Source organism: Marinobacterium mangrovicola (assembly GCF_004339595.1).
In the GTDB taxonomy this organism is placed as follows: Bacteria; Pseudomonadota; Gammaproteobacteria; order Pseudomonadales; family Balneatricaceae; genus Marinobacterium_D; species Marinobacterium_D mangrovicola.
The window spans coordinates 22,764-49,358 of record NZ_SMFU01000002.1; the positions used below are offsets into that span (position 1 = coordinate 22,764).

The 26,595-nt window shown below is 55.5% G+C and carries 21 protein-coding genes; 10 read left to right on the forward strand and 11 right to left on the reverse strand.

All coding sequences use genetic code 11. From position 1 onward, the window contains the following. Position 1: 1 nt before the first annotated feature. From CLV83_RS00635 to pilB, 4 genes are all read right to left on the reverse strand, one after another. Positions 2-1,735 (reverse strand): site-specific integrase, encoded by a 1,734-nt coding sequence (locus CLV83_RS00635; protein WP_132286051.1) that lies wholly within the window; start codon positions 1,733-1,735, stop codon positions 2-4. Then, a complete protein-coding gene (locus CLV83_RS00640) occupies positions 1,719-2,960 on the reverse strand; it encodes a site-specific integrase (protein WP_132286054.1) in 1,242 nt (413 codons plus the stop codon). Before CLV83_RS00640 ends, CLV83_RS00635 begins: the two co-directional genes overlap by 17 nt. Positions 2,961-3,183: 223 nt before the next feature. Then, positions 3,184-4,413, reverse strand: coding sequence for a type II secretion system F family protein (locus tag CLV83_RS00645; RefSeq protein WP_132286057.1), 1,230 nt, complete (start codon positions 4,411-4,413; stop codon positions 3,184-3,186). A gap of 36 nt (positions 4,414-4,449) precedes the next feature. After that, positions 4,450-6,165 (reverse strand): type IV-A pilus assembly ATPase PilB, encoded by a 1,716-nt coding sequence (gene pilB, locus CLV83_RS00650; protein WP_132286060.1) that lies wholly within the window; start codon positions 6,163-6,165, stop codon positions 4,450-4,452. A gap of 130 nt (positions 6,166-6,295) precedes the next feature. Here pilB and CLV83_RS00655 point away from each other — a divergent pair, with 130 nt between their 5' ends. From CLV83_RS00655 to CLV83_RS00670, 4 genes are all read left to right on the forward strand, one after another. Further along, positions 6,296-7,921: a sensor histidine kinase gene (locus CLV83_RS00655; protein ID WP_132286063.1), complete on the forward strand. Its 1,626-nt coding sequence runs from the start codon at positions 6,296-6,298 to the stop codon at positions 7,919-7,921. Continuing rightward, complete coding sequence (locus tag CLV83_RS00660; RefSeq protein ID WP_279387513.1) at positions 7,914-9,266, forward strand: sigma-54-dependent transcriptional regulator; 1,353 nt, start codon at positions 7,914-7,916, stop codon at positions 9,264-9,266. Before CLV83_RS00655 ends, CLV83_RS00660 begins: the two co-directional genes overlap by 8 nt. Positions 9,267-9,451: 185 nt before the next feature. Further along, entirely contained in the window at positions 9,452-9,919 is a 468-nt protein-coding gene (locus tag CLV83_RS00665) for a pilin (RefSeq protein ID WP_207894651.1), read from the forward strand. 368 nt (positions 9,920-10,287) lie between these two features. Beyond that, entirely contained in the window at positions 10,288-10,632 is a 345-nt protein-coding gene (locus CLV83_RS00670; protein ID WP_132286069.1) for a hypothetical protein, read from the forward strand. Positions 10,633-10,692: 60 nt separating this feature from the next. On the opposite strand, the gene nadC is transcribed toward CLV83_RS00670, so the two are convergent. Then, positions 10,693-11,532 carry a carboxylating nicotinate-nucleotide diphosphorylase gene (gene nadC, locus CLV83_RS00675; protein ID WP_132286072.1) on the reverse strand — a complete coding sequence of 280 codons (840 nt, stop codon included), beginning with the start codon at positions 11,530-11,532 and terminating at the stop codon, positions 10,693-10,695. 108 nt (positions 11,533-11,640) lie between these two features. Here nadC and ampD point away from each other — a divergent pair, with 108 nt between their 5' ends. Together ampD and CLV83_RS00685 are read left to right on the forward strand one after the other, a co-directional pair. Next, complete coding sequence (ampD, locus tag CLV83_RS00680) at positions 11,641-12,225, forward strand: 1,6-anhydro-N-acetylmuramyl-L-alanine amidase AmpD (RefSeq protein WP_132286075.1); 585 nt, start codon at positions 11,641-11,643, stop codon at positions 12,223-12,225. 111 nt (positions 12,226-12,336) lie between these two features. Further along, a complete protein-coding gene (locus CLV83_RS00685) occupies positions 12,337-13,389 on the forward strand; it encodes an ABC transporter ATP-binding protein (protein WP_132286078.1) in 1,053 nt (350 codons plus the stop codon). 43 nt (positions 13,390-13,432) lie between these two features. Here the strand turns inward: CLV83_RS00685 and CLV83_RS00690 are convergent, their stop codons facing one another. The 3 genes from CLV83_RS00690 to CLV83_RS00700 form a co-directional block, all read right to left on the reverse strand. Continuing rightward, positions 13,433-15,124 (reverse strand): ABC transporter permease, encoded by a 1,692-nt coding sequence (locus tag CLV83_RS00690; protein WP_132286081.1) that lies wholly within the window; start codon positions 15,122-15,124, stop codon positions 13,433-13,435. Positions 15,125-15,140: 16 nt separating this feature from the next. After that, the gene (locus CLV83_RS00695) at positions 15,141-16,160 is read right to left on the reverse strand and encodes a Fe(3+) ABC transporter substrate-binding protein (protein ID WP_132286084.1); all 1,020 of its coding nucleotides are present in this window, start codon (positions 16,158-16,160) and stop codon (positions 15,141-15,143) included. Positions 16,161-16,434: 274 nt separating this feature from the next. Beyond that, a complete protein-coding gene (locus tag CLV83_RS00700) occupies positions 16,435-17,148 on the reverse strand; it encodes a 16S rRNA (uracil(1498)-N(3))-methyltransferase (RefSeq protein WP_132286087.1) in 714 nt (237 codons plus the stop codon). Between the two features lie 169 nt (positions 17,149-17,317). On the opposite strand from CLV83_RS00700, the gene CLV83_RS00705 reads away from it, so the two are divergent. Both CLV83_RS00705 and phbB read left to right on the forward strand, forming a co-directional pair. Then, positions 17,318-18,658: an MATE family efflux transporter gene (locus CLV83_RS00705; protein WP_243642243.1), complete on the forward strand. Its 1,341-nt coding sequence runs from the start codon at positions 17,318-17,320 to the stop codon at positions 18,656-18,658. 220 nt (positions 18,659-18,878) lie between these two features. Beyond that, positions 18,879-19,628 carry an acetoacetyl-CoA reductase gene (phbB, locus tag CLV83_RS00710; protein ID WP_132286090.1) on the forward strand — a complete coding sequence of 250 codons (750 nt, stop codon included), beginning with the start codon at positions 18,879-18,881 and terminating at the stop codon, positions 19,626-19,628. A gap of 69 nt (positions 19,629-19,697) precedes the next feature. Here phbB and CLV83_RS00715 read toward each other — a convergent pair whose 3' ends face one another. Continuing rightward, complete coding sequence (locus CLV83_RS00715; protein WP_132286093.1) at positions 19,698-21,068, reverse strand: aminotransferase-like domain-containing protein; 1,371 nt, start codon at positions 21,066-21,068, stop codon at positions 19,698-19,700. 88 nt (positions 21,069-21,156) lie between these two features. Here CLV83_RS00715 and CLV83_RS00720 point away from each other — a divergent pair, with 88 nt between their 5' ends. Next, positions 21,157-21,756, forward strand: coding sequence for a DJ-1/PfpI family protein (locus CLV83_RS00720; RefSeq protein ID WP_132286096.1), 600 nt, complete (start codon positions 21,157-21,159; stop codon positions 21,754-21,756). Positions 21,757-21,827: 71 nt separating this feature from the next. Here the strand turns inward: CLV83_RS00720 and CLV83_RS00725 are convergent, their stop codons facing one another. Further along, positions 21,828-24,419, reverse strand: coding sequence for a DUF349 domain-containing protein (locus CLV83_RS00725; protein ID WP_132286099.1), 2,592 nt, complete (start codon positions 24,417-24,419; stop codon positions 21,828-21,830). 225 nt (positions 24,420-24,644) lie between these two features. After that, entirely contained in the window at positions 24,645-25,073 is a 429-nt protein-coding gene (locus tag CLV83_RS00730) for a YchJ family protein (RefSeq protein ID WP_132286102.1), read from the reverse strand. A 66-nt stretch (positions 25,074-25,139) separates the two neighbouring features. Here CLV83_RS00730 and sbcB point away from each other — a divergent pair, with 66 nt between their 5' ends. Further along, a complete protein-coding gene (gene sbcB / locus CLV83_RS00735) occupies positions 25,140-26,591 on the forward strand; it encodes an exodeoxyribonuclease I (RefSeq protein WP_132286105.1) in 1,452 nt (483 codons plus the stop codon). The last annotated feature ends 4 nt before the right edge of the window (positions 26,592-26,595 follow it).

Consider the following 26,595-nt stretch of genomic DNA (forward strand, 5'->3'; position numbering starts at 1 on the left):
GTTATGAGCGTTCCTCGATCATCCGTAGTCTACTACCAATAACTTCATCTTTGGTCGCGATGGTTCCGTCTTCGATAAATACGACCTGTTTACCTTCCGCATAGGCGATAGCCGCCATGCAGCCTGCGCGAGCCTCGTCGAGCTGATGGCTTGCAGCACCGAATGTTGTCTTCGCGAGTTCTGCTATCTGTGTTTCTATGCGTTTGAGCGCGTTCTTGTGGCCCTGGGCATCAGTGTTGGGTTTAAACTTGTCACAGCCATAACAAGCTACGGCAGGCTCAAACCAGCAGGGTGATCCTTTTTTGCATTTACCTACAGTAGTGAAAGCGGTCAGTTCAACCACATCCTCGCCGTAAATGTTGTTCTCAACATTGTCATTTCGCTGCCAGGCAGCAACCCACATGCCTTGTTCAACCCGGCGGTTTGTCGCCTCCTCAACGAGCTCGTTAGTTTCCGCAGTCTCGCGAAAGTAGTGTCGAACGGAGGTCGTATCGCTGTGGTCGAGCGCATCGGCAACTTCGGCGGGCGTGTAACCCTCCTGAACCATTGTAGTGCCTTTGGTGTAACGGAAACGGTAGGCGTAGAGGTTGAAGGGCTGGCCCGTACGTGGAGAGCGGGGGAGGTGATCAACTATCGCATCCAAGCGATATTGTATGCGATCACGTTGAACGTGGTGACCCATATCGCTCTTGTTATTTGCGTCATAAACATCTTGGTAAATGTTTGTTGGCGCGGCAAAACTTACGTCCCAGGTACCGCTAGCGACTTGTTGATCCCTTAGTATCTTTATGGGCGCTTTATGCTGATAGGGGTTGTTTCCCGCGAACAGCTTGTAGCGACGCATCACCAGTGGCGGATCTTGAATATCAAGATCGGCATAAACGGACTGATGGATTTGTATCAGCTCATCTATCATCTCGCCTAACTTGCGTGAGATTGGGCGTTTCGTGAACTGCTGACGGCGCTGTTTGGCCCCTTGTTTAACGCGCGGTACGTTGATGCGGTAGAGTGCTTCGCCTGCGATTTCTCGAACCTCAAAGTCGCTTTGCTTCAGTAGGACAACTTGGATAGGGCGCAGTCCCCACTCGATCATCAACCCCATTAGTACACGGTCTTCCAAGTGGATGAAGGGGTCACCCAGTGCCTGGTTAAGAACAAGCATTTCTTCGCGCATGAACGGCCCCTCTTCATCATCTCTGAGGTTGTAGGACATATACGCGTTCTGAGCGCCGCCGCGAGAGAGTGCTTGTATTTCTTGGTGAAAATCGTACAGATAACCGTCCAGCTCGTACATCAAAAAGTAGCGGCCGAGTCGCTTAATTGCTGTGAGATCCGAGTCCTTTTTGATATCCGCGATAGCATTAAGAATGGCCTCCTGAACGTCTTCGCCCTGCATAAGCCGAGATGTGACGAGCCAGATGCCCTCTGCGTAGCTATTTACCGTGGTTGCGGCATAATGCTTGAGCAAGTGGGTCAATAGGGAAGAGGTGATGCGATCTATTTCAGGACGGCCACAGAAAAACGGGGCAGTCTTGACGGGAGTCTGTTTAGCATCGTCATTGAAGGTCTTGATGATGGGCAACCAGGAGCCTGAATAATCTTTGCACTCCAAGCGGTAACCAAAACGTGACGTAATAACACGCTCGCTTTCAGGAAGTACTGGTATAAGATGGCGTTCAGCCACTTCAGCCGTAACTAGCTCTCCTGTATCAATCGACTCAATGTTTTTTGCCATTCGACTCTTCCTTTGACTCGGTGAAAATCCGTTCGTGAATTTGTAGATGTAGTTCTGCTACTGCTCGTTCGGTTGAACCTTTAGGGTATCGCTCAACCATCGCACTACCCTTAGCCCAGCCTCCGCCGTATTCCAATGCCGCCGCTTTCAGGCCTTGTTTGGCCAGTGGTCCCTGATGCTGATACTTTTCATCCAGTGCTTCATTAACCATGTCGGCCCAAGTATTCCGCAGGATGTGAGGCGACAAGAGACCTTTGAACTGAGGGTGTTTTTCTATCAGCTGTTTGAGTGATTCGTTAGGTGTGTTAACGCTGATTGGCTCACCGTCTCTGAGTGACAAAAACATATGGGGATAGCGCTTAGCCCCTTTGAACTTCGGGCGGATATGTGTGATGTAATGCTCGAATACCTCAGCCAGTTGGGGCGCTAGAACAACTCTGCGGCCTTTCGTTTTTTGGGCCGGCCTGATACTGCGTGTCCCGTAATCGGACATAACGGTATCGTGCTTCTGAAACTCGAAGTACCGAGGCTGATTGGCGGGGCCAGTGAGCGCAAAATCATTGATGGTCAGGTTGAGGGATTCGCCCTTGCGGTTACTGCCCAGAATCATCGTCAGAAAAAGGCAATAGTTACGCCAGCGTATTAGCTCAGACTTCCAAGGGTTTAGATCATTCTCCTTACTTGGGAAAACGATATTGAAGAACTCTGCTATTAATTCAGGCTTAAGGCCAACGTGGTCTTTCTTGTCTGCCTTGTAGCCGAATGTGCCGTACTCTTTCAGTGCCTCTTCCATCATAGCTTGTTTTACTTGTGCGGCTTTGAGTGCATCAGGATCAACGACTCTCTCTTGGTAAAAACGCCAGACGTGTTTCAGGAAGGCTTTGATATGACTCCATCGGTACTTGAACGTATTTGGACCTACAGGCTCGCCAGTATCAATGCGGGCTGAAAGAAATCCTGCCAAGTGTTCAATCGTGCCGCTTGGAAGAGGGTCCATTCGCTTGAAACAGGCTGGGAAGTCGATTCGATATTCAATGCAGTAGTCGAAGAAACGCTTGATTGTGAACGCCGTAGTCTTGATCTGTGAAAGCGGGTGCCCCCTATCCAGCACACTAAGAAGATAGGACGCACTGTGCGGCTCAAGGTCGTTATCAACGAATATCAGCGCAAGGGGGGCGTCATTCAGCTTTTCAAATCGTATTACTTTTATCTGTACCCGAGCCATTCATCTCCATCCAGGTTGGAACTAAAAATTTCCTTTACGTTATAAAATAGATGGGGTGGGGCTCTAGTGCAAGCTAAAATGGAACATTTTTCGATATTCACGATATAAATGAAAACGCCCAGAAGAATGGAACACTCTTTCTGGGCGTTTTTTTGTCTCTAGTTCCCGTATTTACTACTCTATTGGGATTTTGGAACGAAATATATCGGGAATTTTATTATTGTTAAACCACGTTACCCAGCTGGAATATTGGCAGGTACATGGCGATAACGAGGCCGCCCACGAGAACACCGAGTATTGCCATGATCAGTGGCTCAAGCAGGCTGGAGAGGTTATCAACGGCGTTATCGACCGCCTCTTCGTAGAACGTGGCAACCTTATCAAGCATCATGTCCAGAGAGCCCGCTTCCTCGCCGATGGATGTCATCTGCACGACCATCACCGGGAATACGCCAGTCATATTGATTGCGTTAGTGAGTGACTGGCCGGTGGATACACCATTACGAATCTGCAGTGTAGCGTTGCGATAGACCACGTTGCCTGTCGCGCCGGCAGTCGAGTCAAGTGCCTGTACCAGAGGGACGCCCGCTGCAAAGGTGGTGGCCAGGGTGCGGGCAAAACGGGCAATAATCGCTTCGTTGACGATACTGCCGATAATAGGGATCTTAAGTAGAGCTCGATCAACAAAATCCGCGAATTTCTGTGATTTTTTTCGCGCCTGAACAAAAGCGACTAAGGCGCCGATAATTCCCAGAAGCGCAAAGAACCAGTATTTCTGTGCGACTTCCGATAACCCGATAACCCAGAGAGTAAAGGCCGGCAGCTCGGCGCCAAAACTGCTAAATACGTCGTCAAAAACGGGGACCACTTTTACCAGCAGGATCGCGGTAACGATAATGGCCACAATAATGACCGCTGTGGGGTAGGTCAGCGCCTTTTTGATCTTTGCTTTGAGTGATTCGACTTTTTCTTTATAGGTTGCGACGCGGTCCAGCATGGTTTCCAGCTGGCCTGATGCCTCACCTGCTTTGATCAAACTGCAGAAAAGATCGTCGAAATGATCAGGATGTTTGGACAAGGATGTAGAAAAATCGGTACCACCGCTAACGTCGCTGCGGATCTTGTAGATCAACTCTTTCAGCTTAATTTTTTCAGCACCCTGCCCGACAATATCCAGGGCCTGAATGATCGGTACACCGGCTTTCATCATGGTCGCCATCTGGCGAGTGAAAAAAGCGATATCGAGCGGTTTGATCGCTTTGTTGCGTCCGCCGCCAAATATCGATGTTCTTTCTTTGGCGACCTTACCTGGATTAATCCCCTGCTTGCGCAGCAATGTTTTTGCGGCTGCGATACTCTCGGCGTCGATCTTGCCTTTGCTCAGGTTGCCGCTCTTGTCCTTGCCCTGCCAGGCAAAGGTTATTCTTTTCGCTTCTTTTGTTTTTGTCGCCATAGTTGCTGCTGCCTATAAATTCTGTGCGGCCAGGTGTCAGACCTTGATAACGCGGTTCATCTCTTCCAAGCTGGTCAGCCCCTTGGCTACTTTAAAGAGGCCTGACTGACGCAGTGTCTTGAAGCCCTGATCGCGGGCGACACGAAGGATATCCAGAGAGTTTCCATTTTCCATAATGCACTCAGCAATTTCGGTGCTCATTACCAGCATTTCATAGATACCGACGCGGCCCTTATAGCCCCGGTTGCACTTGGTGCAGCCGTCAGCATTGGCTTCGTAGATTTGCAGTTGGTCGAGGTCCTCCGGCTTGAACCCTTCCTCCAGTAGCGTTGCTTCGGGGAGTGAAACCGGTTGTTTGCAGGATTCGCAAAGTCGGCGGGCAAGTCGCTGGGCGATAATCAAGCTGACTGAGGTGGCGATATTAAAGGATGGTACGCCCATGTTTCTAAGTCGGGTAAGCGTTTCCGGGGCGCTGTTGGTATGCAGTGTCGAAAGCACCATATGCCCGGTCTGCGCAGCCTTAATGGCGATCTCAGCAGTTTCAAGGTCGCGTATCTCACCCACCATCACGACGTCAGGGTCCTGACGCAGGAAGGATCGCAGTGCTTCAGCAAAGGTTAGGCCAACCTTGGGGTTTACGTGGACCTGGTTGATACCATCCATGTTTATTTCCACAGGGTCTTCCGCTGTGGAGATGTTTCGCTCCTCGGTGTTGAGGATATTCAGACCCGTGTAGAGCGTTACTGTTTTACCTGAGCCGGTGGGGCCGGTGACCAGAATCATCCCCTGAGGACGCTCCAAGGTGCTCAGATAAACTTCGCGCTGCTCGGGTTCGAAGCCCAGGGCGTCGACACCTATGGTTGCGCTGGTGGGGTCAAGAATACGCAGGACGATCTTTTCACCCCAGAGCGTAGGCAGGGTGTTTACACGGAAGTCGATCGAACGCTTGGCTGAAACCTTGAGCTTGATGCGTCCATCCTGCGGTACGCGTCGCTCAGCTATGTCCATATTGGACATAACCTTGAGGCGTGCTGAAAGCCGCGATGCCAGGTTGGTGGGCGGTTTGCTCACTTCCTGCAATATGCCATCGATACGGCAGCGGACGCGATAGGCTTTCTCATAGGGCTCGAAATGGATATCCGAGGCACCGTTCTTGATCGCATCGAGCAGTATCTTGTTGATAAAGCGAACAATGGGGGCATCAGAGGCCGCTTCCTCAGCGGATTCTTCCTCTTTCTTTTTCTGGCTGCCATCGTCCGTTTCGATGTTATCCAGATCGGCGTCGTCGAGCTCTTCAAGCGCCTCGGTACCCGAGTCAAGGAAGGCGTCGATCCTGCGGGAAAGCTTGTCTTCCTCGACGATCACCGCCTCGGTGGTGGTACCCGTATGGAACTTGATCTCATCCAGGGCCTGGATGTTGGTAGGATCTGCAATGGCAACGAAGATACGATTGTCGCGCTGCATCAGCGGCAGTGCGCGATGATTCTGTATCAGGTTCTCTGCGATCAGACCCTGTGGAATCGCATCGCTGGCAAACGCATCCAGGTCCAGCAATGGCAGGCCGAACTCCTCTGAAGCCGCGCAGGCGGCACGATGGGAACTGACCAGGCGCTGAGAAATAATGTAGCTGACAAAGCTCTGATTAGCATTACGGGACTGGGTCAGCGCTTCCATGGCGACTTCGGCAGAAAATGCACCGTCGTTAACCAGACGCTTGGCGAGACCGCTAAGTGGTTGAAATCCGTTCGACAACTGCCTTACCTTACATTTGCAAATCAAAGCTAAGAAACGGTGTTGACGATACTCTATATTAGCCTCCCGAGAGTGGCAAATGCGTAGTGGCAAATATGATGAGGTATAAATTGATCAGGGTCTTTTTCTGATGCGAGAAAGTGGTGATTGGCGTGCGCTTCGGCTTCTAAGCCTCTACCGGATGGTATTAGGGGGGGCGTTGGTAACCCTGCTGTTGCTTCCCGTTGAAAAACTCTCTTTTGTGAATCAGCAGTCCGCTCTGTTCAGTATGACGGCGCTGGTTTACCTGATACTGTCTATCGGTTTTAGTTTTGGCATTGGAAGCCGGGATGTTTCCAGGCAGGTCCCTTTTGTGTTTCAAATGCTGATCGATCTCGCGGTGCTCTCATTGCTGGACTTCGCCAGCGGCGCCAGCCCAAGTGTTTTTGCAACCCTGACCCTCGTGCCCGTTACGTTCGCCGGGTTCTGGCAACCGGGACGCTGGACCCAGCTGTATGCACTGCTCGCTATCATTGGTGTATTGCTCGCTAGCATGTCAGCTCGGGAGTGGGTTGATGAAAGTTTCCCATTAGCCGACCTCGGCGTTCTGGCGCTGGCACATCTGACCATTGCTTTGGTGAGCGGTCTTGCCGGGCGAAGTGTCGCGGATACTCGGTTTCAGATGGGGCAAAAAGAGCTCGATCTGGAGAGTTTAACTCAGCTTAACGCCTTGATCGTGCAGCGTATGGATGAGGGGGTTGTGGTTGTAGATAGCGATGATGTAGTGCGTCTGATCAACCCCTCCGCGGCAGATCTTTTTGGTATCAGGCCGGAAAACGCGCTGCATCGGCCACTATCCGAGCTTTCCAGGCCGTTGGATGATCTACTCAAGGTCTGGCGGAAAGGAGAGAAGCTAGAGTCGGAGAGGATTCTGCCGCTGCGGCTGCAGTTGACCGCCACCGGCCGTGGTCGTGACCAGCGAGCATTGCTGATGCTCGAAAATATGGAGCAGCAGGACTCCAGGTTGCAGCGCGAGAAGCTTGCCGCGCTGGGGCGGTTGACGGCGAGTCTTGCCCATGAAATTCGTAACCCGTTGGCGGCGATCAGTCATGCAACCCAGTTGTTAGCGGAGTCTCCTTCATTATCTGACCAGGATCAGCCGCTGATTTCGATCCAGCTAGGTCAGGTCAGGCGTCTGAATCGGCTGATTCAGGATGTTTTAACACTGTCTCGCCGCAAGACTCCGCAATGGGAGGATCTGGAGCTGAATTCCTGGCTTGAGGCATTGCGTGAGGAGTGGCGCCTGAGTTGGCCAGACCTGTATCGTTCCCTGCGCCTGAGTATCGAGGATAGTCTGATACAGGTGCGGGCTGATCCAGACCATCTGCGTCAGTTGTTAACGCTCTTGCTGGATAATTCGCTAAGGCATGGGGTGCCAGAGACGGGAGAGGCGATAATCCGTCTTAGCCTTTACCGGGAAGACCCTAACGCAACGCCCTGTATTGAAATAATGGATAACGGCCCCGGCATTACTGACGACAAACTGGGGATGATCTATGAACCCTTCTACTCGACCCGGCATGAGGGCACAGGGCTGGGGCTTTATATCGCAAAGGAGCTGTGTGAGGCCAACTACTGTGAACTGAAGTACAGCACCGGTGTGGGTTATAGTGGAACTCAGACAAGGAGTGCGAAAGGGGGATGCTTTCGTATTACCTTCCCGATGGAAAGGCCGGTAAAAAGCGTGAGTAGTAGTAAGGAAGCGGTAAGTGGATAAAGTGCAGTCTGAAAAGCAGCCCAGTGTGCTAGTGGTTGATGATGAGGCGGATTTACGGCAGTTGCTGGAAATTACCCTGAGCCGCATGGGCATGCAGTGCAGCACGGCTGCAAGCCTGGGCGAGGCGCGAGAGCTGCTTGGCCGGCAACCCTTTGATCTGTGTCTGACCGATATGCGGCTGCCCGACGGGAGAGGGATGGAGCTGGTTGAAGATATCCAGCGAGACCTGCCTGCGTTGCCAGTCGCCATAATTACCGCCTATGGCGATATGGAGTTGGCGGTGGAAGCGCTTCGCAAAGGTGCTTTTGACTGTGTCTCCAAGCCGCTTGATATCGATCAGCTCAGGGCTCTCGTTAATCAGGCATTGGGTAGTCCTGTCAGGCCAGACGGCGACGATGAGCTGGTGGGTAACTCTGCACCGATGAGAACCTTGAAGTCACGGATCGAAAAACTCGCAAAAACCGAGGCGCCGGTCTGTATTTGGGGGGAGTCCGGCACGGGTAAGGAAATTATTGCCCGTCAGATCCACGCGCGCAGTCATCGTGGAAAGGGCCCTTTTATCGCTGTGAACTGTGGCGCCATTCCTGAAGATCTGATCGAATCCGAGTTTTTTGGCCATCTGAAGGGAAGCTTTACCGGCGCAGCTGCCCAGCGGGAGGGTTTTTTTCAGGCTGCCGAGGGCGGGACTCTGTTTTTGGATGAGATCGGCGATATGCCGATGTCGATGCAGGTAAAGCTTCTTCGAGCCATACAAGAGAGGAAGATACGTCCGGTGGGGGCCGAGCATGAGCAGTTGGTTGATGTGCGCATACTCAGTGCCAGCCATAAGCAGCTGCATGATGAAGTCGCATCGGGTAACTTTCGGCAGGATCTCTACTACCGCGTCAATGTGATTGAGCTTCAGGTGCCTCCACTGAGGGAGCGCAGTGAAGATATCTCTGCACTGAGTCGCACCATTCTTGAAAAAATTACCCGTCGCAATAAAGAGAGTGGCATTCAATGCCGTGCAGAGCTCACTGATGCCGCGCTGGAAGAGTTAAGGCTTTATGCGTTCCCAGGCAATGTGCGTGAGCTGGAAAATATTCTGGAGCGGGCCCTGGCGCTTTGCGAGGCGGGACGCATCACGCCCGCGGACCTCTCTTTGTCCAGTCGGCCTGTATATGCGAGCTCCGGTTCCTCGGAGTCCGATGTAGATGAGTGCGAGCAACTGGTTGCCGTGTTGGAGCAGTACCGCTGGAATCGCTCGGCGGCAGCTCGACAGCTGGGTCTTACACTGCGCCAACTGCGTTACAGGATTCAGAAATACGGTCTGGATCAGGATCTGGATCAAGAATTTAAACACTAGTTTGTCAATTTCTGACACTGGGGGTGACAGATTGTCACCTGCTGACTTAGGATCGCTTCGCGCAACGGTCGGAAAGCCGCAGAAAACGGGAAGGTTGGATGTTGGCACTGCTCTTGCTTAAAAAATTACGCGGACAGCAATGTGCTGTTTAGTAACAGGAAGTTCAACTCGCTGGAGAGATGATGATGAAAAAACAACAGGGCTTTACTCTTATTGAATTGATGATCGTTGTAGCGATCATCGGTATTCTGGCTGCGATTGCGCTGCCGGCTTATCAGACTTACGTAAACAAGGCTAAATTCTCTGAAGTTGTGAGCGCGACTCAGGGCGTAAAGGCTTCCGTTGAAGTATGTGGTCAGACCAAGGGTGATATGCAGGAGTGTGACTCCAGTGATAATTCAGTAGCTCAGGCTATAGCTGGTGCTACAGGTGGTACTTATGTAGATAGCTCCAGTGCAGGGATGAGTGTCACTGCTAACAGCGCTACAACTATCTCTATTCAGGCTAAGGCGGTGGGTTCTTCTACTTCGCCTGTTGAGGGGCTAGAAGGCGAAACCTACCAGTTGGATGGTACCTTGACTAACGGGCAGGTGACTTGGGACGTTTCGTCGTCAGCTTCTTCTTGCCTGACTGTCGGATACTGTGACGACTAAAGGAAAAATAGTGCAAGCAGGGTGGGCGGAAGGTAAGGGGTAGCCCTATTTCAAGATACCTAGCTCCAAGAGGATCGCTTCGGCGGTCCTTTTTGGTTTAGTTCTTTTGATTTCTGTATGGTTGGTTTTGTATGTTTAGAGACACATTGAGCTGATCAATAGTGAAAGCGATTGTTACCAATGGAGCATCTGGCTAAGCGATTGTAGTATAAACTGTCACGTTAACGTGACTCGTAACCGATTCTTGTAATCTTGCTTTCCTTCTCTCCATAAATCCCAATTTAACCTATAGTCCGGTTGTCTCCCGAATTACTTCCCGGCACACTCAAGCCACTGAACAAAAAACGATTTGCTTGGAAGCTGCATAAATGAACAAACGCCTGATGGTGCTTATCCTGATTGCCCTAAGTATCGGTGTTACCTGGTATATCGAATCTGCACGTAAGGAAGTGCCTGCTGAAGTGCGGGATAAAGTTGCCGCCGAAGTGCTGCAGAAACTGGATCTGCCGGCTCAGCCAGTCTGGTGGGATAAGGGGCACCGGTTGGGTATAGGTGTTATTCCCGATGGCTCGAATCGCAATGCGGAAGCCCGGGATGCATGTTCAATCATGTTGCAGAACGGCATTACGCCTGCAGAGGTGGAGGTGTTTGATGTGCTGCAGATTCAGAATGATGATGACTGGGTACAGATAGGCGCCGCGCGCTGTGAATGAACCTGAGTCTAAATAGATAAAAAGCCAGCTAAATAGCTGGCTTTTTTGCGTCTGTGAGGCTTAAACGAGTCGCATCGACAGGTCGATTGCCCGGCAGTGTTTGGTCAGTGCGCCGATGGAGATGTAGTCGACGCCGGTTTTTGCGTAATCCAGCAGGGTTTCATCGGTGATGTTGCCCGAGGCTTCCAGCTTGGCGCGGCCGGCAGTGATGGTGACGGCATCAACCATCTGTGCGGGGCTGAAGTTATCCAGCATGATGATATCTGCACCGGCTTGCAGCGCTTCGAGCAGCTGTTCCTCGTTTTCTACCTCGACTTCCACCGGCTTGTCGGCGTGCATGCTGCGCGCAGTGTTTACGGCGGCAGATATGCCTCCACAAGCGAGGATATGGTTTTCCTTGATCAGGAAGGCGTCAAACAGACCGATGCGGTGGTTAAAGCAGCCGCCACAGCTGACGGCGTATTTCTGCGCCATGCGCAGCCCCGGGATGGTTTTGCGGGTATCCAGCAGGTGCACGCTGGTTTCCGCCACATGGTCGGCATAGCTGCGCGCCAGGGTGGCTGTGCCGGACAGGGTCTGCAGAAAGTTAAGCGAGGCGCGTTCACCAGTCAGTAGGCTGCGGGCGGCGCCTTCGATGGTGAACAGAGTCTGATCCGGCTCAACCTGGTCGCCGTCTTTTACTTGCCACTCGATGCGAACCTCAGGATCAACCTGACGAAACACCTCATCCACCCAGGCGGTACCGCAGATAGTAGCGTGCTCGCGGCTGATCACCCGGCCGCTAGCCTGGTCCGACGCAGGGATAAGTGCGGCGGTTATATCGCCAGCGCCCACATCTTCGGTTAGGGCTGTGCGTACATTTTCTTCGATCACCGGTTTCAGGTCGGTCAGGTTCAGCATGAGAGGTTCCGTTGCGGGTGTGGTTCGGGGTCGATATTCTAGCGAAAGCGCGTCTCAGCGAGAACCTCACCCAGTGATTTCGCTTGTATCAGGAGTTTATCCCTTTCGATGACGAACCCGCCTTTTTCCATAGAAAATCACTGCCTGACGCCGGCAGAGCAGTGTCTTTCGCCCAATCATAATGATCGCCCCGTAGGCGAGATTTCCTTGCTGGTTATTCACAATATCAGCCTGCCGCCCGGGCAATTCGGTGGGCCCGGTATTCGGCAACTGTTTACTAACTGCCTGAATCCGGATGAGCATCCCTACTATCGCGAGATCCATCAGCTTGAGGTGTCTGCACATCTACTGATCGACCGGAAGGGGCGGGTGATCCAGTTCGTGCCTTTCGACAAGCGTGCCTGGCACGCGGGGCTATCCTGCTTTGATGGGCGCGAGGCGTGCAATGATTTCTCTATCGGCATCGAGCTTGAGGGGGCAGACGATACCCCTTACAGCGATGAGCAGTATGCGGCGCTGGTCGCTATTACTCAGGTGCTGATGCAAAGCTACCCGGATATAACGCTGGATCGAATCTGTGGCCATTCCGATATAGCGGCGGGTCGAAAGACAGACCCTGGCCCCGCGTTCGACTGGCAGCGTTATCGAGACTCCCTAAGAAGAAGCCTCACCAGTAATCTGGCTGGTAATTAAGAATGATTTCCAATTATTATTAACCCTGTCATTTCAGGGTATTAAACCGTTCACGTCGCGTTTTTCGATCTGTTGATGGGAAAGGGAGTCGGGTTCGGTATCAGGAGATCTATGCGCGAACTTCTTTCCGTCGAAAAACTTCAGTGTGCCTATGAGGGAACTCCGGTACTGCGGTCGGTCAGTTTTTCCATTGAAGAGGGCGAGATCGCCTGCCTGCTCGGCCCCAGCGGTTGCGGTAAGACTACAGTGCTGCGCGCGATTGCGGGATTCATTGAGCCGGAGGCCGGTGCCATCCGCATCAATGGCGAAGTGATCAGCGACGAGAAAAGCACGCTGCCTCCTGAAAAGCGCGGTATGGGCATGGTGTTTCAGGATTACGCGCTTTTTCCTCATCTGACCATCGCGGAGAACATCGCTTTCGGCCTCAAGGGAAAAAGTCGCAGTGAAAAACAGAAGGCGGTGGAAGAGGTACTTAACCTGGTTGAACTGCCGGATCTGGGTAAACGCTATCCTCATGAGCTTTCCGGTGGCCAGCAGCAGCGCGTGGCGCTGGCCCGAGCGCTGGCGCCCAAGCCGCGTTTGTTGCTGATGGATGAGCCCTTCTCCAACCTGGATACCGACCTGCGTCGCCAGCTTTCCGCCGAGATGCGCCGTATTCTGAAGAAGCAGCAGATCGCCTCGATCATGGTGACCCATGACCAGCAGGAGGCGTTCACTATTAGCGATCGCCTGGGTGTGCTTTCAAAGGGAGAGGTTCAGCAGTGGGGGACACCTGAAGAGTTGTTCTACCAGCCGGCAACGCCGGAAGTCGCATCCTTCGTTGGCAAGGGGGTGATGGTCTCTGGGAAGGCGCTGGCGCCGGATCGTCTCAGCTGTGAGTTGGGCGAGCTGGAGTTTGCCGAGCCGTTCGGAGCGGATGACTCTGAGGGGCGCTCTGTCAGGCTGTTCCTGCGTCCCACCGATATTCAACTGAGCCACGAAGGCGGAGTTTCTGCCGAGGTGCTGACCTGCGAGTTCCAGGGCAGTCAGACGCTGTACAGCCTGAGGCTTGATTCTGGCCTTGAGTTGCAGGCGGTGGAAAGTGGTATGCACCGTTATCCGATCGGCGAACAGGTCTCTCTGCGCGTCGCGCCGCATCGCCCCATCGTCTTTTTCGACCGGTAGTAGGCGCAGACCCAAAGGTCGGATCATCTCGCGCCGATCGCCTTTACCGGCTGGCGCGGGTAGCCGTAATAGTGCGGCTTAGCAGAATCACCGGAATAATCCCCACCAGCACAATCAACAGCGCAGCGGGCGAGCAGCTTTCGATCTGTTCGTCCGAGGCGTACTGGTAGACGTAGGTCGCCAGCGTATCGTAGTTAAACGGTCGCAGGATCAGTGTCGCCGGCAACTCCTTCATGCAGTCCACGAATACCACTAGCACCCCGGTGAGCAGGCCGCCACGAATCAAAGGCAGGTGCACCTCTTTCAGAGTTCTCAGTGTATTGGCGCCCAGCGAGCGGGAGGCCATATCCATATTGGGAGTGACCTTGCCCAGTGACGAATCCACAGCACCGCCGGAAACGGCAAGAAAACGCACGCAGTAGGCGAACACCAGGGCGAAGGGCGTACCGCTCAGCAGCAGGCCTGTGCTGACGTTAAAGTGCTCCCGCATAAACGCATCGACGCTGTTATCAAACGCAGCCAGCGGCACAATAACGCCGATGGCGAGCACCGCACCGGGCAGGGCGTAGCCCAGGTTACTCATGCGGGCCGCAACCTGCAGTGAACGATTACGGGCGTAGAGGCGCTTACTGTAGGCCAGCACGATGGCGATGGCCGCAGCCAGCAATGCAGTCACACCTGAGAGGGTGAAGCTGTTCGTAGCAAAACCAAGGAAGTTGCTGTCGCTGAACTGGTCCAGGTGGGCCAGGGACATATCCGCCAGTGACAGGAACGGCAGCAGGAAGCCGAAGGCTACCGGCAGGGCGCAGGCCAGAGTGCAAAGCCAGGCGCGGGTGGGTGTCAGGCGGTAACGCTCGATGGTTCGATACCGGTCAGGGCTGGTGTACTGCCGGGATTTGGCGCGGGCCACGCGCTCCAGTGAGATCAGCACCACTACAAAGATCATCATCAGGCTGGCGATCTGCGCCGCCGCGCCCACATTGCCCATATTAAGCCAGGCGTCATAGATACCGGCCGACATGCTCTTTACCGCGAAGTAATCCACGGTGCCGAAGTCGTTGATCGTTTCCATCGATACCAGTGAAAGACCCACGGCGATAGCCGGGCGGGCGATCGGTAGAGAAACCCGGTAGAAGCTCTGCCAGGGACTGCAGCCCAGCATGCGGCTGGCATCGCGAATGCTCATGGACTGTTCCAGGAAGCTGGCGCGGGCGAGCAGGTAAACGTAAGGGTAGAGCACCAGCGTCAGCATCAAAATCGCGCCGCCGATACTGCGTATCTCCGGGAACCAGTAATCGCGCGCGGTTTCCCAGCCAAACAGGTCGCGGAGGAGAATTTGCACGGGGCCTGCGTATTCAAGCAGGTCCGTGTAGATATAGGCGATCACGTAAGCGGGAATCGCGAAGGGCAGCAGAAGTGCCCATTCAAACATCCGTCGCCCGGGGAAATGACAGAGCGTCACCAGCCAGGCGGTGCCGACGCCGATGATCACCGACAATGCGCCAGTGCCCACCATCAGGATCAGCGTGGACTTGATGTAGACAGGCAGCACCGTAGAAGCCAGGTGCGGCCAGATATTCTCGGTAGGGAAGAGTGCCAGCCAGAGTACGGCCAGCACCGGTAACATCACCAGCAGTGCGGTGCCCCAGCCGATGCTGTACCAACCGGGAAGAAGCCCGCGCAGTCGGGGCAGTGTTCGCGATTCGGTCAGCGTGGTTTCGGCTGTGGCACTCATGCACTATTTCCTGGAATCAGTTATCGAAGCCGACCTTATCGACCAGCTTGGCGGCAGCGGCACGGTTAGCGCCGATTTCGCCCAGGTTGATCTCGTCGCCTTTAAAGCCGCTCATTTTCTCTTCCAGCAGCTCGGACCAGGGCGTGTTCGGGCGCACCGGGAACTCGTAGTTGGCTTCGGCGTACAGCTTCTGTGCCTGTTCCTGGCTCAGGAACTCAACCAGCTTCACTGCAGCTTCCGGGTGCGGAGCGTATTTGGTCAGCGCAGCACCGGAGATGTTCATATGGGTGCCGCGGTCATCCTGGTTCGGGAATACCAGGTTGGCAGAAGCGGCCCACTCTTTCTGTTCCGGTTCTTTATCGTTGGTGGCCATCTTGCCGTAGTAGTAGCTGTTGCCCAGCGCCAGGTCGCAGACGCCTTCCTTGATCGCTTTAACCTGGGCGCGGTCGTTACCCTGGGGTTTACGCGCCAGGTTTGCTTTTACGCCTTCGAGCCACTTCTCAGCTTCTGCTTCACCGTGGTGGGCGATCATGGAACCGATCAGAGACAGGTTATAGGTGTGCTTGCCGCTACGGGTGCAGATACGACCTTCCCATTTCGGGTCGGCCAGGTCTTCATAGGTAGTGATTTCACCCGGCTCTACACGATCCTTGGACGCGTAGATGATACGTGCGCGGCTGGTCAGACCGACCCATTTGCCGTCAGTGGCGCGGAAGTGTTCCGGAACATTCTGCTCGATAATGTCGCTCTTGATCGGCGCGACCAAATCACGTTCCGCAGCGTCGTAAAGTGGGCCGATATCGGCGGTCAGCAGCAGATCGGCCGGGGTGTTCTGGCCTTCATGCTCAAGACGTTCCAGCAGGCCACTCTTGGAGAAAACCACGTTGACCTTGATGCCGGTCTCTTCGGTGAACGCTTCCAGCAGAGGCTTCAGCAGAAACTCCTGGCGGAAAGAGTAGACGTTGACCTCTTCGGCCTGAGCGAAGGTGCTAAAGGTGGCGCTCAATACAGCGGCAGATAAAAGAGCTTTTTTCATTGTCGCGGATTCTCCGGTAACTTTTATTTATTGGAAAAGTGATTTTGGAAAAACGGGCCGCACTCAAACTCTGGAAGAGTGCCGAGGCCGGGATATCAATCGCGTAATGCGAATTGTTATCACTTTTTCCTGTCGGGTCAACGCAACTGAGTTCGATTCTTGTTTTCGTTTTAGATTCGAATCATATAACCATAGTATTTATATGTTTCTGTCAGATCAATGTCTTAAATAATCGACGGGTTTAAATACGAAAAGGTCGTTCTTATCTGTCTGTTCAGAAAGCGAACAGTCGTGATAGCAGAGCAGGGACTGCTGTTTCCACGCGCAGAATTCGCGGCCCCAGGTGCACAGGTTTCAGGCCCGCTTCGATCAGCTTCTCCACTTCGTAGGGGATAAAGCCACCTTCAGGGCCGATCGCCAAAACGGTAGATTCATTCGAAGCGGAAGGGCAGGGCTCAGCATTATAGGGGTGTGCCAGCAGTGCCCGGCGGTCACGGCAGAGATCGGGTAGTTCGTCCTCCACAAAAGGCTTAAACCGTTTGCGCAGATGTACTTCAGGCAAACGGGTATCGCCGGCCTGTTCCAGCCCAAGCAGCAGATGCTCTCTGAGACCAGCATCGGTCAACAGAGGGGAGCCCCAATAGCTTTTATCGACACGGTAGGAGTTGATCAGCCAGAGATCTTTCACCCCCATGCTGGCTGCGGCCGCCAGTGTTCGCTTGAACATCTTGGGTCGTGGTAACGCCAGGATCAGGGTAAGCGGCAACGGCGGTGGCGGAGCTGAGTCCAGCTCAACGCGCATTACCGCTTCATGTTCGGAGAGGGAAAGCAGCTGCCCTGATCCCATCGCGCCGTTGAGAAGCCCTACCTTGAGGCGGTCGCCCGGGTTGGCCCGGTGGACTTCACGTATATGAGTGAGGCGGCGGTCGTGCAGGTGAACTTGGCCGGGGGCGGTAAAATCTTCTTCGAACAGCAGTATCAGATTCATAGCGACTACATGGCTCAGGTGAGCGGCGATCATACTACAGCCGGGCGGGGGCATGTCAGCCCCGCCCCTGGCATCAGGTGCTGAGTGATTAGCATTGAACGTTCTGACCGTTTAGTCAGCCTGCGGGGCCTATGGTAAACTGCGCGTCCTTCTGAGAACCGGTCCGCCCATGTCCCCAGCTCCCGATATCCTGAAATCCCCGGTCCAATCCACGCTGGTACGCATGACGCTGCCGATGATGCTTGGCATCGTCAGTCTGATGCTGTTCAACATCGCGGATATCTGGTTTGTGGGGCAGCTCGGCACCGAGCCGATGGCGGCGTTGGCGTTTACCTTTCCGGTGACGTTTTCGGTTACCAGTCTAGCGATCGGCCTTGGTGTGGGGACCTCGGCGACCCTGGCTCGCCTGATCGGCGCGGGGGAAAACCGTAATGCCTCGCGTATGGCCACCGACAACATCATCATGACGGTGCTGATTATGCTGGTGGTGGGTATCGGTGGGCACTGGATCATTGATCCGGTATTCCGGGCCATGGGGGCGGAATCCGGGTTGATGCCTTACATTCATGCGTATATGACCGTGTGGTTCTCCGGGTCGGTATTTCTGGTGCTGAACATGGTTTGCAACAGCATTTTTCGGGCGGCGGGTGACACGCGCATGTCCGGGTTGGTGATGCTGGTGTCAGCGATATTGAACCTGCTGCTGGACCCATTGTTTATATTTGGCTTTGGCCCGATTCCGGCGCTGGGCATTCAGGGCGCTGCTGTCGCCAGTGTGCTGGCCTGGGGCAGCACCACTCTGCTGGCGTTCTATCTGCTTTACGGGCGCCGCCGCATGCTGATCTTCGCCTGGCCCGATCTGGCGGAGATGTTCGGGCATTGGAAGCAGCTGATGCAGATCAGTCTGCCAGCGGCGTTTTCCAACATGATGACGCCCCTGGCCAACGGCGTCTTGACCGCGGTGGTAGCGGGGCACGGCGCTGAAGCGGTGGCAGCCTATGGAGTCGGTAACCGCGTTGAGTCGTTGTCGCTGTTGGTCTGCCTGGCGTTGTCGATGACACTGCCGCCGTTTATCAGCCAGAACTACGGTGCGGGCCAGGTGGAGCGGGTACGCAAAGCCTATATGGGGGCGGTTCGTTTCGCTCTTATCTGGCAGGGGCTGATCTATCTGGCGCTGTTTATTTTTGCCAACCCTCTGGCGATTCTGTTTACCGAAGATCCTGAGGTTTCACGCTGGCTCGCTCTCTGGATGGTGGTGGTGCCCGCCGGCTTCGGCTTCCAGGCGATCACCTTTCTGAGTGCTTCCTCGTTCAATGCGCTCCATCAGCCTATGCGCGCGATGCGTATCAGTCTGTTCCGGCTGTTCATTATGTATGTCCCCCTGGGCTGGCTTGGCAGCTTGCTGTTCGGGCTGGAAGGGATGTTTGCCGCGCTGGTGCTTGCCAACGGTATCACCGCTACGCTTGCCTACACCTGGATGCGGCGCTATCTCGCGCGTCTTGCCCGCTGAGTGTCATCATTAAGTCAAACCCCTCACTTATTCTTCCTTAACGGCAGATAAACGGTTGTTTATTAGTGCCTGCGCGTACTAAGATCAAAGCAAGTACACGCACAAAACCTGGGGAAGCTGTTATCCCGATAGGCCCGGGCTTGTTCTCAGCTTCCCTGATACAAATTCGAAAACCGGATTCAACTGGTTCGTATAAGTAAACAAAGAGGGGTGCGATATTATGAGTGAAAAAGTAGCTCTGGTGACCGGCGGTACTGGCGGTCTGGGTACGGCAATCTGCCGCAAACTGGCTGACGCTGGCTACCGTGTGGTTGCTGGCTATAACAGTGGTGGTAACCACGACAAAGCCAAAGCGTGGCAGGAAGAGCAGAAAAAGGACGGCTACTCGATCGATGTAGCCTACGGCGACGTTACCGACGCCGAGTCCTGCGCCCAGTGCGTAGCGACGGTCAAGGAGCTGACCGGCAGCGATATCAGTGTGTTGGTGAACAACGCCGGTATCACTCGTGATGGTACTTTCAAGAAAATGAGCTGGGAGCAGTGGGACGAAGTCCTGACCGCGAACCTGGACTCCATGTTCCATATGACCCGCCTGGCGATCAACCCGATGCTGGAAGCTGGCTTTGGTCGAGTCATCAACATCTCCTCGATCAATGCGCAGAAGGGCCAGTTCGGTCAGTGTAACTACTCTGCCGCCAAGGCCGGTATCCATGGCTTTACCAAGGCGCTGGCGCAGGAAGTGGCTTCCAAGGGCGTTACGGTCAACACCGTATCTCCGGGCTACATCATGACCGCCATGGTGGCCAAGATCGATCAGGAAGTTCTGAATAAAATCGCTTCCAATATTCCGGTGGGCCGTCTCGGTACACCAGAGGAGATCGGTCGCATGGTTGCCTTCCTGGCAGACGAGCATTCCGGCTATATCACCGGTGCCGACTTCTCGATCAACGGTGGTCAGCATATGCACTGATGCGCGAGGCGCATGTCTAAAAAACCGGCCGTCACTGGCCGGTTTTTTATTGCCCATTCGAACCGAGGCTCAGCTTTCCCGACGCTTTATAACGCGCGTACCCATTAACGCTGCGTTGTCTTCAATCACCTCCTTGACCTTTAACAGCGCAGCTTCAAGCTGCTTCGGTTTAACCGAACCCAGAGCCAGTCGCAGGGCATGGGGGGCGTGCTCGGTGGTGGCGAAAGGTTCGGCTGAGGCTACAGAGATTCCCTGTTCGAGCAGCTCGGCGCAGACTCTGTCTGCACGTACCTCCGCAGGCAACGGAAGCCATATAAAGTAAGCGTTGGGATGGGCTATATAGTCCCAGTCGTTGAACACCTGTCTGACGATTAACTGTCGAGCCCTGGCGTCTTCACGCTTCTGCTCCTCCAGCTGGGTGACCGTACCGTCCGCAACCCATTGGCAGGCGAGTGCAGTGATCAATCCCGGAGTGTTCCAGGTGGTGGCGCGGATGGCTCGCTCGAGTTGGGCAACATATTCAATCGGAGCGGCCAAAAAGCCGCAGCGCAGGCCGGTGGCCAGGCTTTTCGACAGTCCCGAAATGTAGATGCTTCTCTCCGGTGCGATTTGGCTGACCGGTGGCGGGGGATGATCGGCATGAAAGGCGTAGGCGGCATCTTCGATCAGCATGAGATCATGTTCTCTGGCAATAGCCACCAGCGCCTCACGCTGAGCCAGGCTTAACACCCAGCCTAACGGATTGTGCAGCGTGGGTTGAGTGTACACCGCTTTTACCCGCCGCTGACGGCAGAGCTTTTGTAACGCCTCTAGGTCAGGTCCTGATTCAGTAAAGGGGAGGGGTGCAAGTTCCAGCCGGCTGACCTCTGCCACCGTTTTGAAACCGGGGTAAATCAGGCTGTCGACGGCGACGATATCGCCAGGGTTCAGCAACGCCAGGGCGGTGATGGCCAGTCCGTGCTGGGCGCCGCTGGTGATCAATACCTGGTCGGCGTCGACGTGAAGGTCGCGCTGTTTGAGGTGAGTGGCAATGATGCTGCGCTCATGCTGTCGGCCCGAATGGGGCTGGTAGTGGAGCAGTGGCTCCAGTTCTCCGGATACCGATAGCTGTCTCAGAGCCTCGCGCAGTAACTGGCTCTGACCATCAATCGAAGGCGAGTTGAAATTGAGATCCAGGGTTCCCTTGGGAACCGGCCGTTGATCGATTCCCTGTCCGGGCGGCAAGGTGGTCTCACGGACAAAGGTGCCACGTCCCTGCTCACCACTGATCAGCCCCATTTTCTCCAGTTCGGCATAAGCCCGTGAAGCGGTCACGAGCGCAACGCCTTCCGAGCCAGCCAGCTCGCGATGCGTCGGCAGTCTGGAGCCCGGTGCCAGGTTGCCTGTGCGGATATCGCTGGCAAAACGGTCGACCAGCTGTTTATACCGTGCTCGTGGCATCGAAAAATATCCATGACAATTTTTATATTGTTCTTATTTTAAAAAATAGACTGGCTTCTCGCTAATCAACCAGGGCAAGGAGTATCAGATGCATATCGCTATTTTGACGTTCGACGGTTTTAACGAGCTCGACTCTCTGATCGCACTCGGCGTGCTTAATCGAATCAAGAAGCCCGGGTGGCGCGTGTCCATCGCCAGTCCAGCGCCGCGAGTGGAGTCGATGAACGGAGTGGTGATCGAAGCTCAGGTATCGCTTCAGCAGGCGAACGGGGCTGATGCGGTGCTCGTCGGCAGTGGGATGAAAACCCGCGAGGTCGTTGCGAATACAGCGTTGATGCAACAGCTCAAGCTTGACCCTCGGCGTCAGCTTATCGGTGCGCAGTGCTCCGGCACGCTGGTGCTGGAACGACTGGGTTTGCTTGCAGAGATGCCGGCTTGCACCGACCTGACGACTAAGCCCTGGGTAGAGGAGAAGGGGGTGGAGGTGCTGGAACAGCCGTTTTTTGCCAGCGGTAATCTGGCCACCGCCGGAGGCTGTTTGGCGTCTTCCTACCTTGCAGCATGGATAATCGCTCGGTCGGAAGGGGGTGAAGCGGCTAGAAGCGCGATCCATTACGTCGCGCCTGTGGGAGAGAAGGAGATGTATGTCGATCAGACGATTCACAATATCCTGCCCTATCTAGCCTGATCGAATGTTTTCTGCGGGCTGGCCCTAAGCCGGTCCTTGGCTTGAGGGTTCAACCGGCGCGGGCATGACTCTTACTGAGTGCGCTGTCTCAGCTGATTGAAACGCCGCGACAGTTGTGGGAATACGCGGTTAAACGCGACGCACTGCCAAAGCAGTTCCAGCTCAGCCACATCGGCGCTGGAAGGATTGCGACTCTGTTCGTCCAGTGCCTGCTGCAAGCGCAGCATCTGATACTCCATACGCTGGGCCTGATCCTCTTCCGGGGAGGGTTGGCTGAGCAGGATTTCCAGGCGGATGCAGAGTTCGCGCAGCTCACGCTCGCTGTCGGCCAGTCGGGATTCTAGCTCATCCGGTGAGGCGAGCAGGGCGGAGATCGCGTCGACGCGCTGGGTCATCGCCAGCTGCCACTGTTCCGGCACCTGTGACAACGAATCGCTGATAGCGGACAGCAGCTTGTCGACGATACCGCTATTACCATCAAGGATCGCTTTTTCTGCCTTATCAAGCAGTTCGGCGCAGGACTCAAGCCGTGACAGGGCGTCGGCTTTCAGCGGCGGTGCGCTCTGCTCCACGCTGATCGGTTCGCCGCTGCTGGTGCCGCTCTTCAGACGGGCGAAGATAGCGTCGCAATGTTCGCGGAACGCCTGCCAGAGTGCGCGTTCTTCAGAACGAAACGCCGGACCGGTTTCTTTCCACTGTTGCTGCAGCGCCTTGGCTTCGGCCGCTGCGGCGGAAACATCTTCCCATTCGGTCAGCGCTGCGGCGCTCTCCACCAGTGTTTGTTTGGTGTTGGCACACTGCTGATGCCAGTCACGCAGCCGGTTATCCAGCTCGCGAATCAACTGGTTAAAGCGCTGTTGGAGCACCTTGCCAGGGGCGCGGTCCACCGGTGAGAACTGTTTCCACTCGCGCTTGGCGGTGTGGCAGATACGCTCAATGGCAGGCCACTCAGCTTCATCCCAGTTGACTGATTCAAACAGGGTTTCCAACTGGCGGCAGATCTCTTCACGCTGAGCCAGGTTTTGCTGGCGCTTCTCCTTCTGCGCTGCAAAGTGGCTTTCGCAGGGCGCGTAGGCGGTTTCGGCGGCAGTGCGGAAACGCTGCCAGAGCTTCTGTGAGTGCACGGCCGAACTGGAGTCCAGAGACTTCCACTCTTTCTGTAGGGCGCGGATCCGGTCAGCCAGAGGCTGTGGGTCCAGAGAGGAGCCGATCAGTGCTTCCATCTGCTCGCACAGCGCTTCTTTTTTGCCGTTAACGGCAAAGCCCTGCCAGTCTTTGATCTCCTGAAGCTGAGCGGTCAGGGACTTGAGGCGTTGTTCAAGCGCATCGGGAAGCGGTACAGCCAGGGCTTGAGTCTGCTGCTCTGCGCGCTCGCGCTGTTTCAGCGCGGTGCGGATCTCTCCGTTTTCAATCGCCTGCTCCAGCTGGTCGAGGGTCCGCTCCAGACGGGCGCAAAGTTCGCTGCTTTGCTGCTGCTGTTCACGTTTGGCCTGGCGTGCTTCATTCAGCAGCTGACGGGCGCGGTTGAGCAGCGCCGGCGGCTGGCAGGAGGTAGGCCAATCGATGTTAGACAGGTAACCGGCCAGGGCTTTGTCGCTGTCCTCTACCGGTGCTTCAAGCTGCTCCAGAATGCGTGGTTCAAGCTCTGCAAGCTGCTGTAGGGAGCCGCGCAGCTGAGCGGCCAGTTCAACGCGCTCGACGAGATGTTTCTCCACTTCGCCTTCGCAACGGAATTGCTCCGCTTGCTGCAGAAGTTGATCCAGCTCCGGCAGCAGGTCACTGCCTTCGCTGCTGCGCAGACAGAGTGCGGCCAGCTCCGTATCCAGTACCTGCGCTTGTTCTTCGCGCAGGATGCGCGCCTGCTCGGCGGCTTCGGCAGCGGCCTTGCGGGCGGCCTCTTCGGCGATGATCTGTTCCGCCTGTGCCTTAAGCACCTGGTAGTGTTCCGCCTGCTGCTGCGGTGCTTCCGGTAGCTGAGTCCAGTCGCGGATCAGTACATCGAAACGGGCCTGGAACAGCTGATGGTCCTGACCGTTGACCAGCGTATCCAGTGAAGCTAGCAACTCCTGACGGCGGCTTTCGATCTGTGCCTGTTGGCGCTCTTTTTCACGCAGGGCCTGGATCGCATCGCGGGCGATACGGTGAACGGCCTTGTCGCTGCCACGGCTGTCTCTGGCGAGGGTTTCAAGGTGTTCTGGATCAGTTACACGCAAGGCCGCCTCGCGGCGGGTCTGTGCGGTTGGGCCCTTCAGGGCGATGGTGATCAGGAACCTCTGCTCTTCAACCAGGTCGATAATGTGGCTGCGCAGAGTGGATGAGATATCGGCCAGGACCAGTTCGACACGCACGGTATCGTCGGGTAGTTGGCGTGCCCACTCCAGCTGGTCGTTCATGGGAAGCGATGCCACCTGGGTAGCGACAGCATTCGCGGCGAGCAGGCGAATCTCCGCGTCCTGCTCGGCGGCCAGTGCCTGGAGCAATAGCGAGGTATCGGTAACACGCTCAATGGCGGCCCGTCGCACTTCACGGCTGCGGTCGTCCAGCAGCAGCCGGCGCAGGATATCGGAGTGAGCGGGGCGGTCCGAGTGCAGCCGGTTTACGGCGCGGGCACGGACGTCGGGGCTGGAGTGCCGCCATTTGGGTTTAAACAGATTCGCAAACATCAATCACCACAAACCGGCGCAGGGGCTCGGCTCTTTAATCGTGTATCCGGTTCCATCGAAGATCCGGGACTCGGCCGGGGCGTACTGTTTCGCACCGACCGACGGGCCCGCAGTTCCGGCCGCCATTAGGGCGTCCGGACGGGCGGGCACCTATTCTAACGGCGGAGCGCAATGCAGGAAAAGCCTTGACAGAGCTTAAAAAGATGTCAGTAAAGAGTGGCAAAATTAGCCGGGAAGAAGCTCCACATCGCCATCAACGTAGACCCAGAGACCCGCTTCGCGGCGGAATCTTGAGTGTTCACGCAAAACCCCTTTGCTGGGGCCAGACTGGAATCGAGCTTCGAAACTGACCTCTCCCAGATCGTCGCTTTCCTTGCCCATACGGGTGGAGACAATTTTCAGACCAGTCCAGGTGGTGACCTGGGTCTGTTCCGACAGCAGCTCGGCATCGCCTTCCTGGCGTTTTTCCGGCGCAACGGTGTCCAGCAGATAATCCACCGCGCCGAGGGCGAAAGCGCAATAGCGCGAGCGCATCAGGGCTTCGGCGGTCGGGGCTGGCGTGGTGCCGCTGAGAGCGGGACCGCAGCAATCGGCGAAAGATTGGCCCGAGCCGCAGGGGCAGGGAGCGTCGCTGCTTAACTGATCGTGGAACATGCCAGAGAACCCTTTCGATGTTAGTGTATGCACCGATTATACACGACGGAACCGAACGGACCCGCAATGGCTAAGGCTCAAGAAACATTCTTCTGGCATGACTACGAAACTTTCGGCACCGATCCGGCGCGGGACAGGCCCGTGCAGTTTGCCGGGGTACGCACCGACGCCGACTTCAATATCATCGAAGAACCGCTGGTGATTTTCGCCTCACCCTCCGAGGATATACTGCCGCACCCCCAGGCCTGTCTTGTGACCGGTATCACGCCGCAGCAGGCGCTGGCCGAGGGTGTCTGCGAAGCCGAGTTTATCCGCCAGATTCATGAGCAGCTTGCCCGCCCGGGCACCTGTGCGGTGGGCTATAACTCCATCCGTTTCGATGACGAAGTGACCCGCAACACCCTTTACCGTAACTTCTATGATCCCTACGCCCGTGAATGGCAGAACGGCTGCTCACGCTGGGACATCATCGATATGTTGCGCCTGACCCGTGCGCTGAGACCTGAAGGAATCGAGTGGCCGACATACGAGGACGGCACCCCGAGTCTTCGGCTTGAGGATCTCAGTAAGGCCAACGGTCTCTCCCACGAACAGGCGCACGATGCGCTGTCCGATGTGTATGCCACCATCGCCGTGGCCAAGCTGGTTAAAGAGCGGCAGCCAAAACTGTTTGACTACGTGCTGAGCAATCGTGGCAAGCGCGCCGTGCAGTCAAAACTGGATGTGCCGGCGATGAAGCCGGTGCTGCATGTGTCGTCAAAATACCCGGTGGAGTGGGGCAATGCAGCCATCGTTGCGCCGCTGACCTGGCATCCGGTGAATCGCAACGCTGCGGTTGTTTGGGATCTGCGCATCGATCCGACGCCGCTGTTTGAACTCAGCGTTGAGCAGATTCGCGAGCTGCTTTACACCCGCCACGATGAGCGCCCAGCAGGCGCGCCACAGATTTCCCTGAAACTGTTGCATAGCAACCGCTGCCCGATCGTTGCGCCGGCCGGCATGCTGAATGGCGAAGAGGCGGCGCGACTCAATATCGACGGCGATACCTGCCGACGACATCTGGCAATGCTGAGGGCTGAGCCGGGGCTGCAGGACAAACTGATGGCCCTCTACAGCGACGAACACCCGCCGGCGGATGGTGATCCGGATCATATGCTCTACTCCGGTGGTTTCTTCGGTGATTCCGATCGGGCGCTGATGGAGCAGGTTCGCAATGCTGCCCCGGAAGAGCTGGCGCTGATGGAGCCGCCGTTCCAGGATCCGCGTCTGGAAGAGATGCTGCTGCGCTACAAGGCGCGCAACTTTCCGGAAGCGATGCGCGAGGATGAACATCAGCGCTGGGAGGAGTATCGCTCCCATAAGTTGTTGAACGAGAATAACAACGGCTACCTGACGATTCCTCGCTACTATGACGAGCTAAATAAACTGGCGCAGCTGCCGACTACTTCAGATCGGGACAAACTTATTCTGGAAGAGCTGGCGTTCTATGCCGAGTCGATCTACCCGCTTGAATACTGACGCC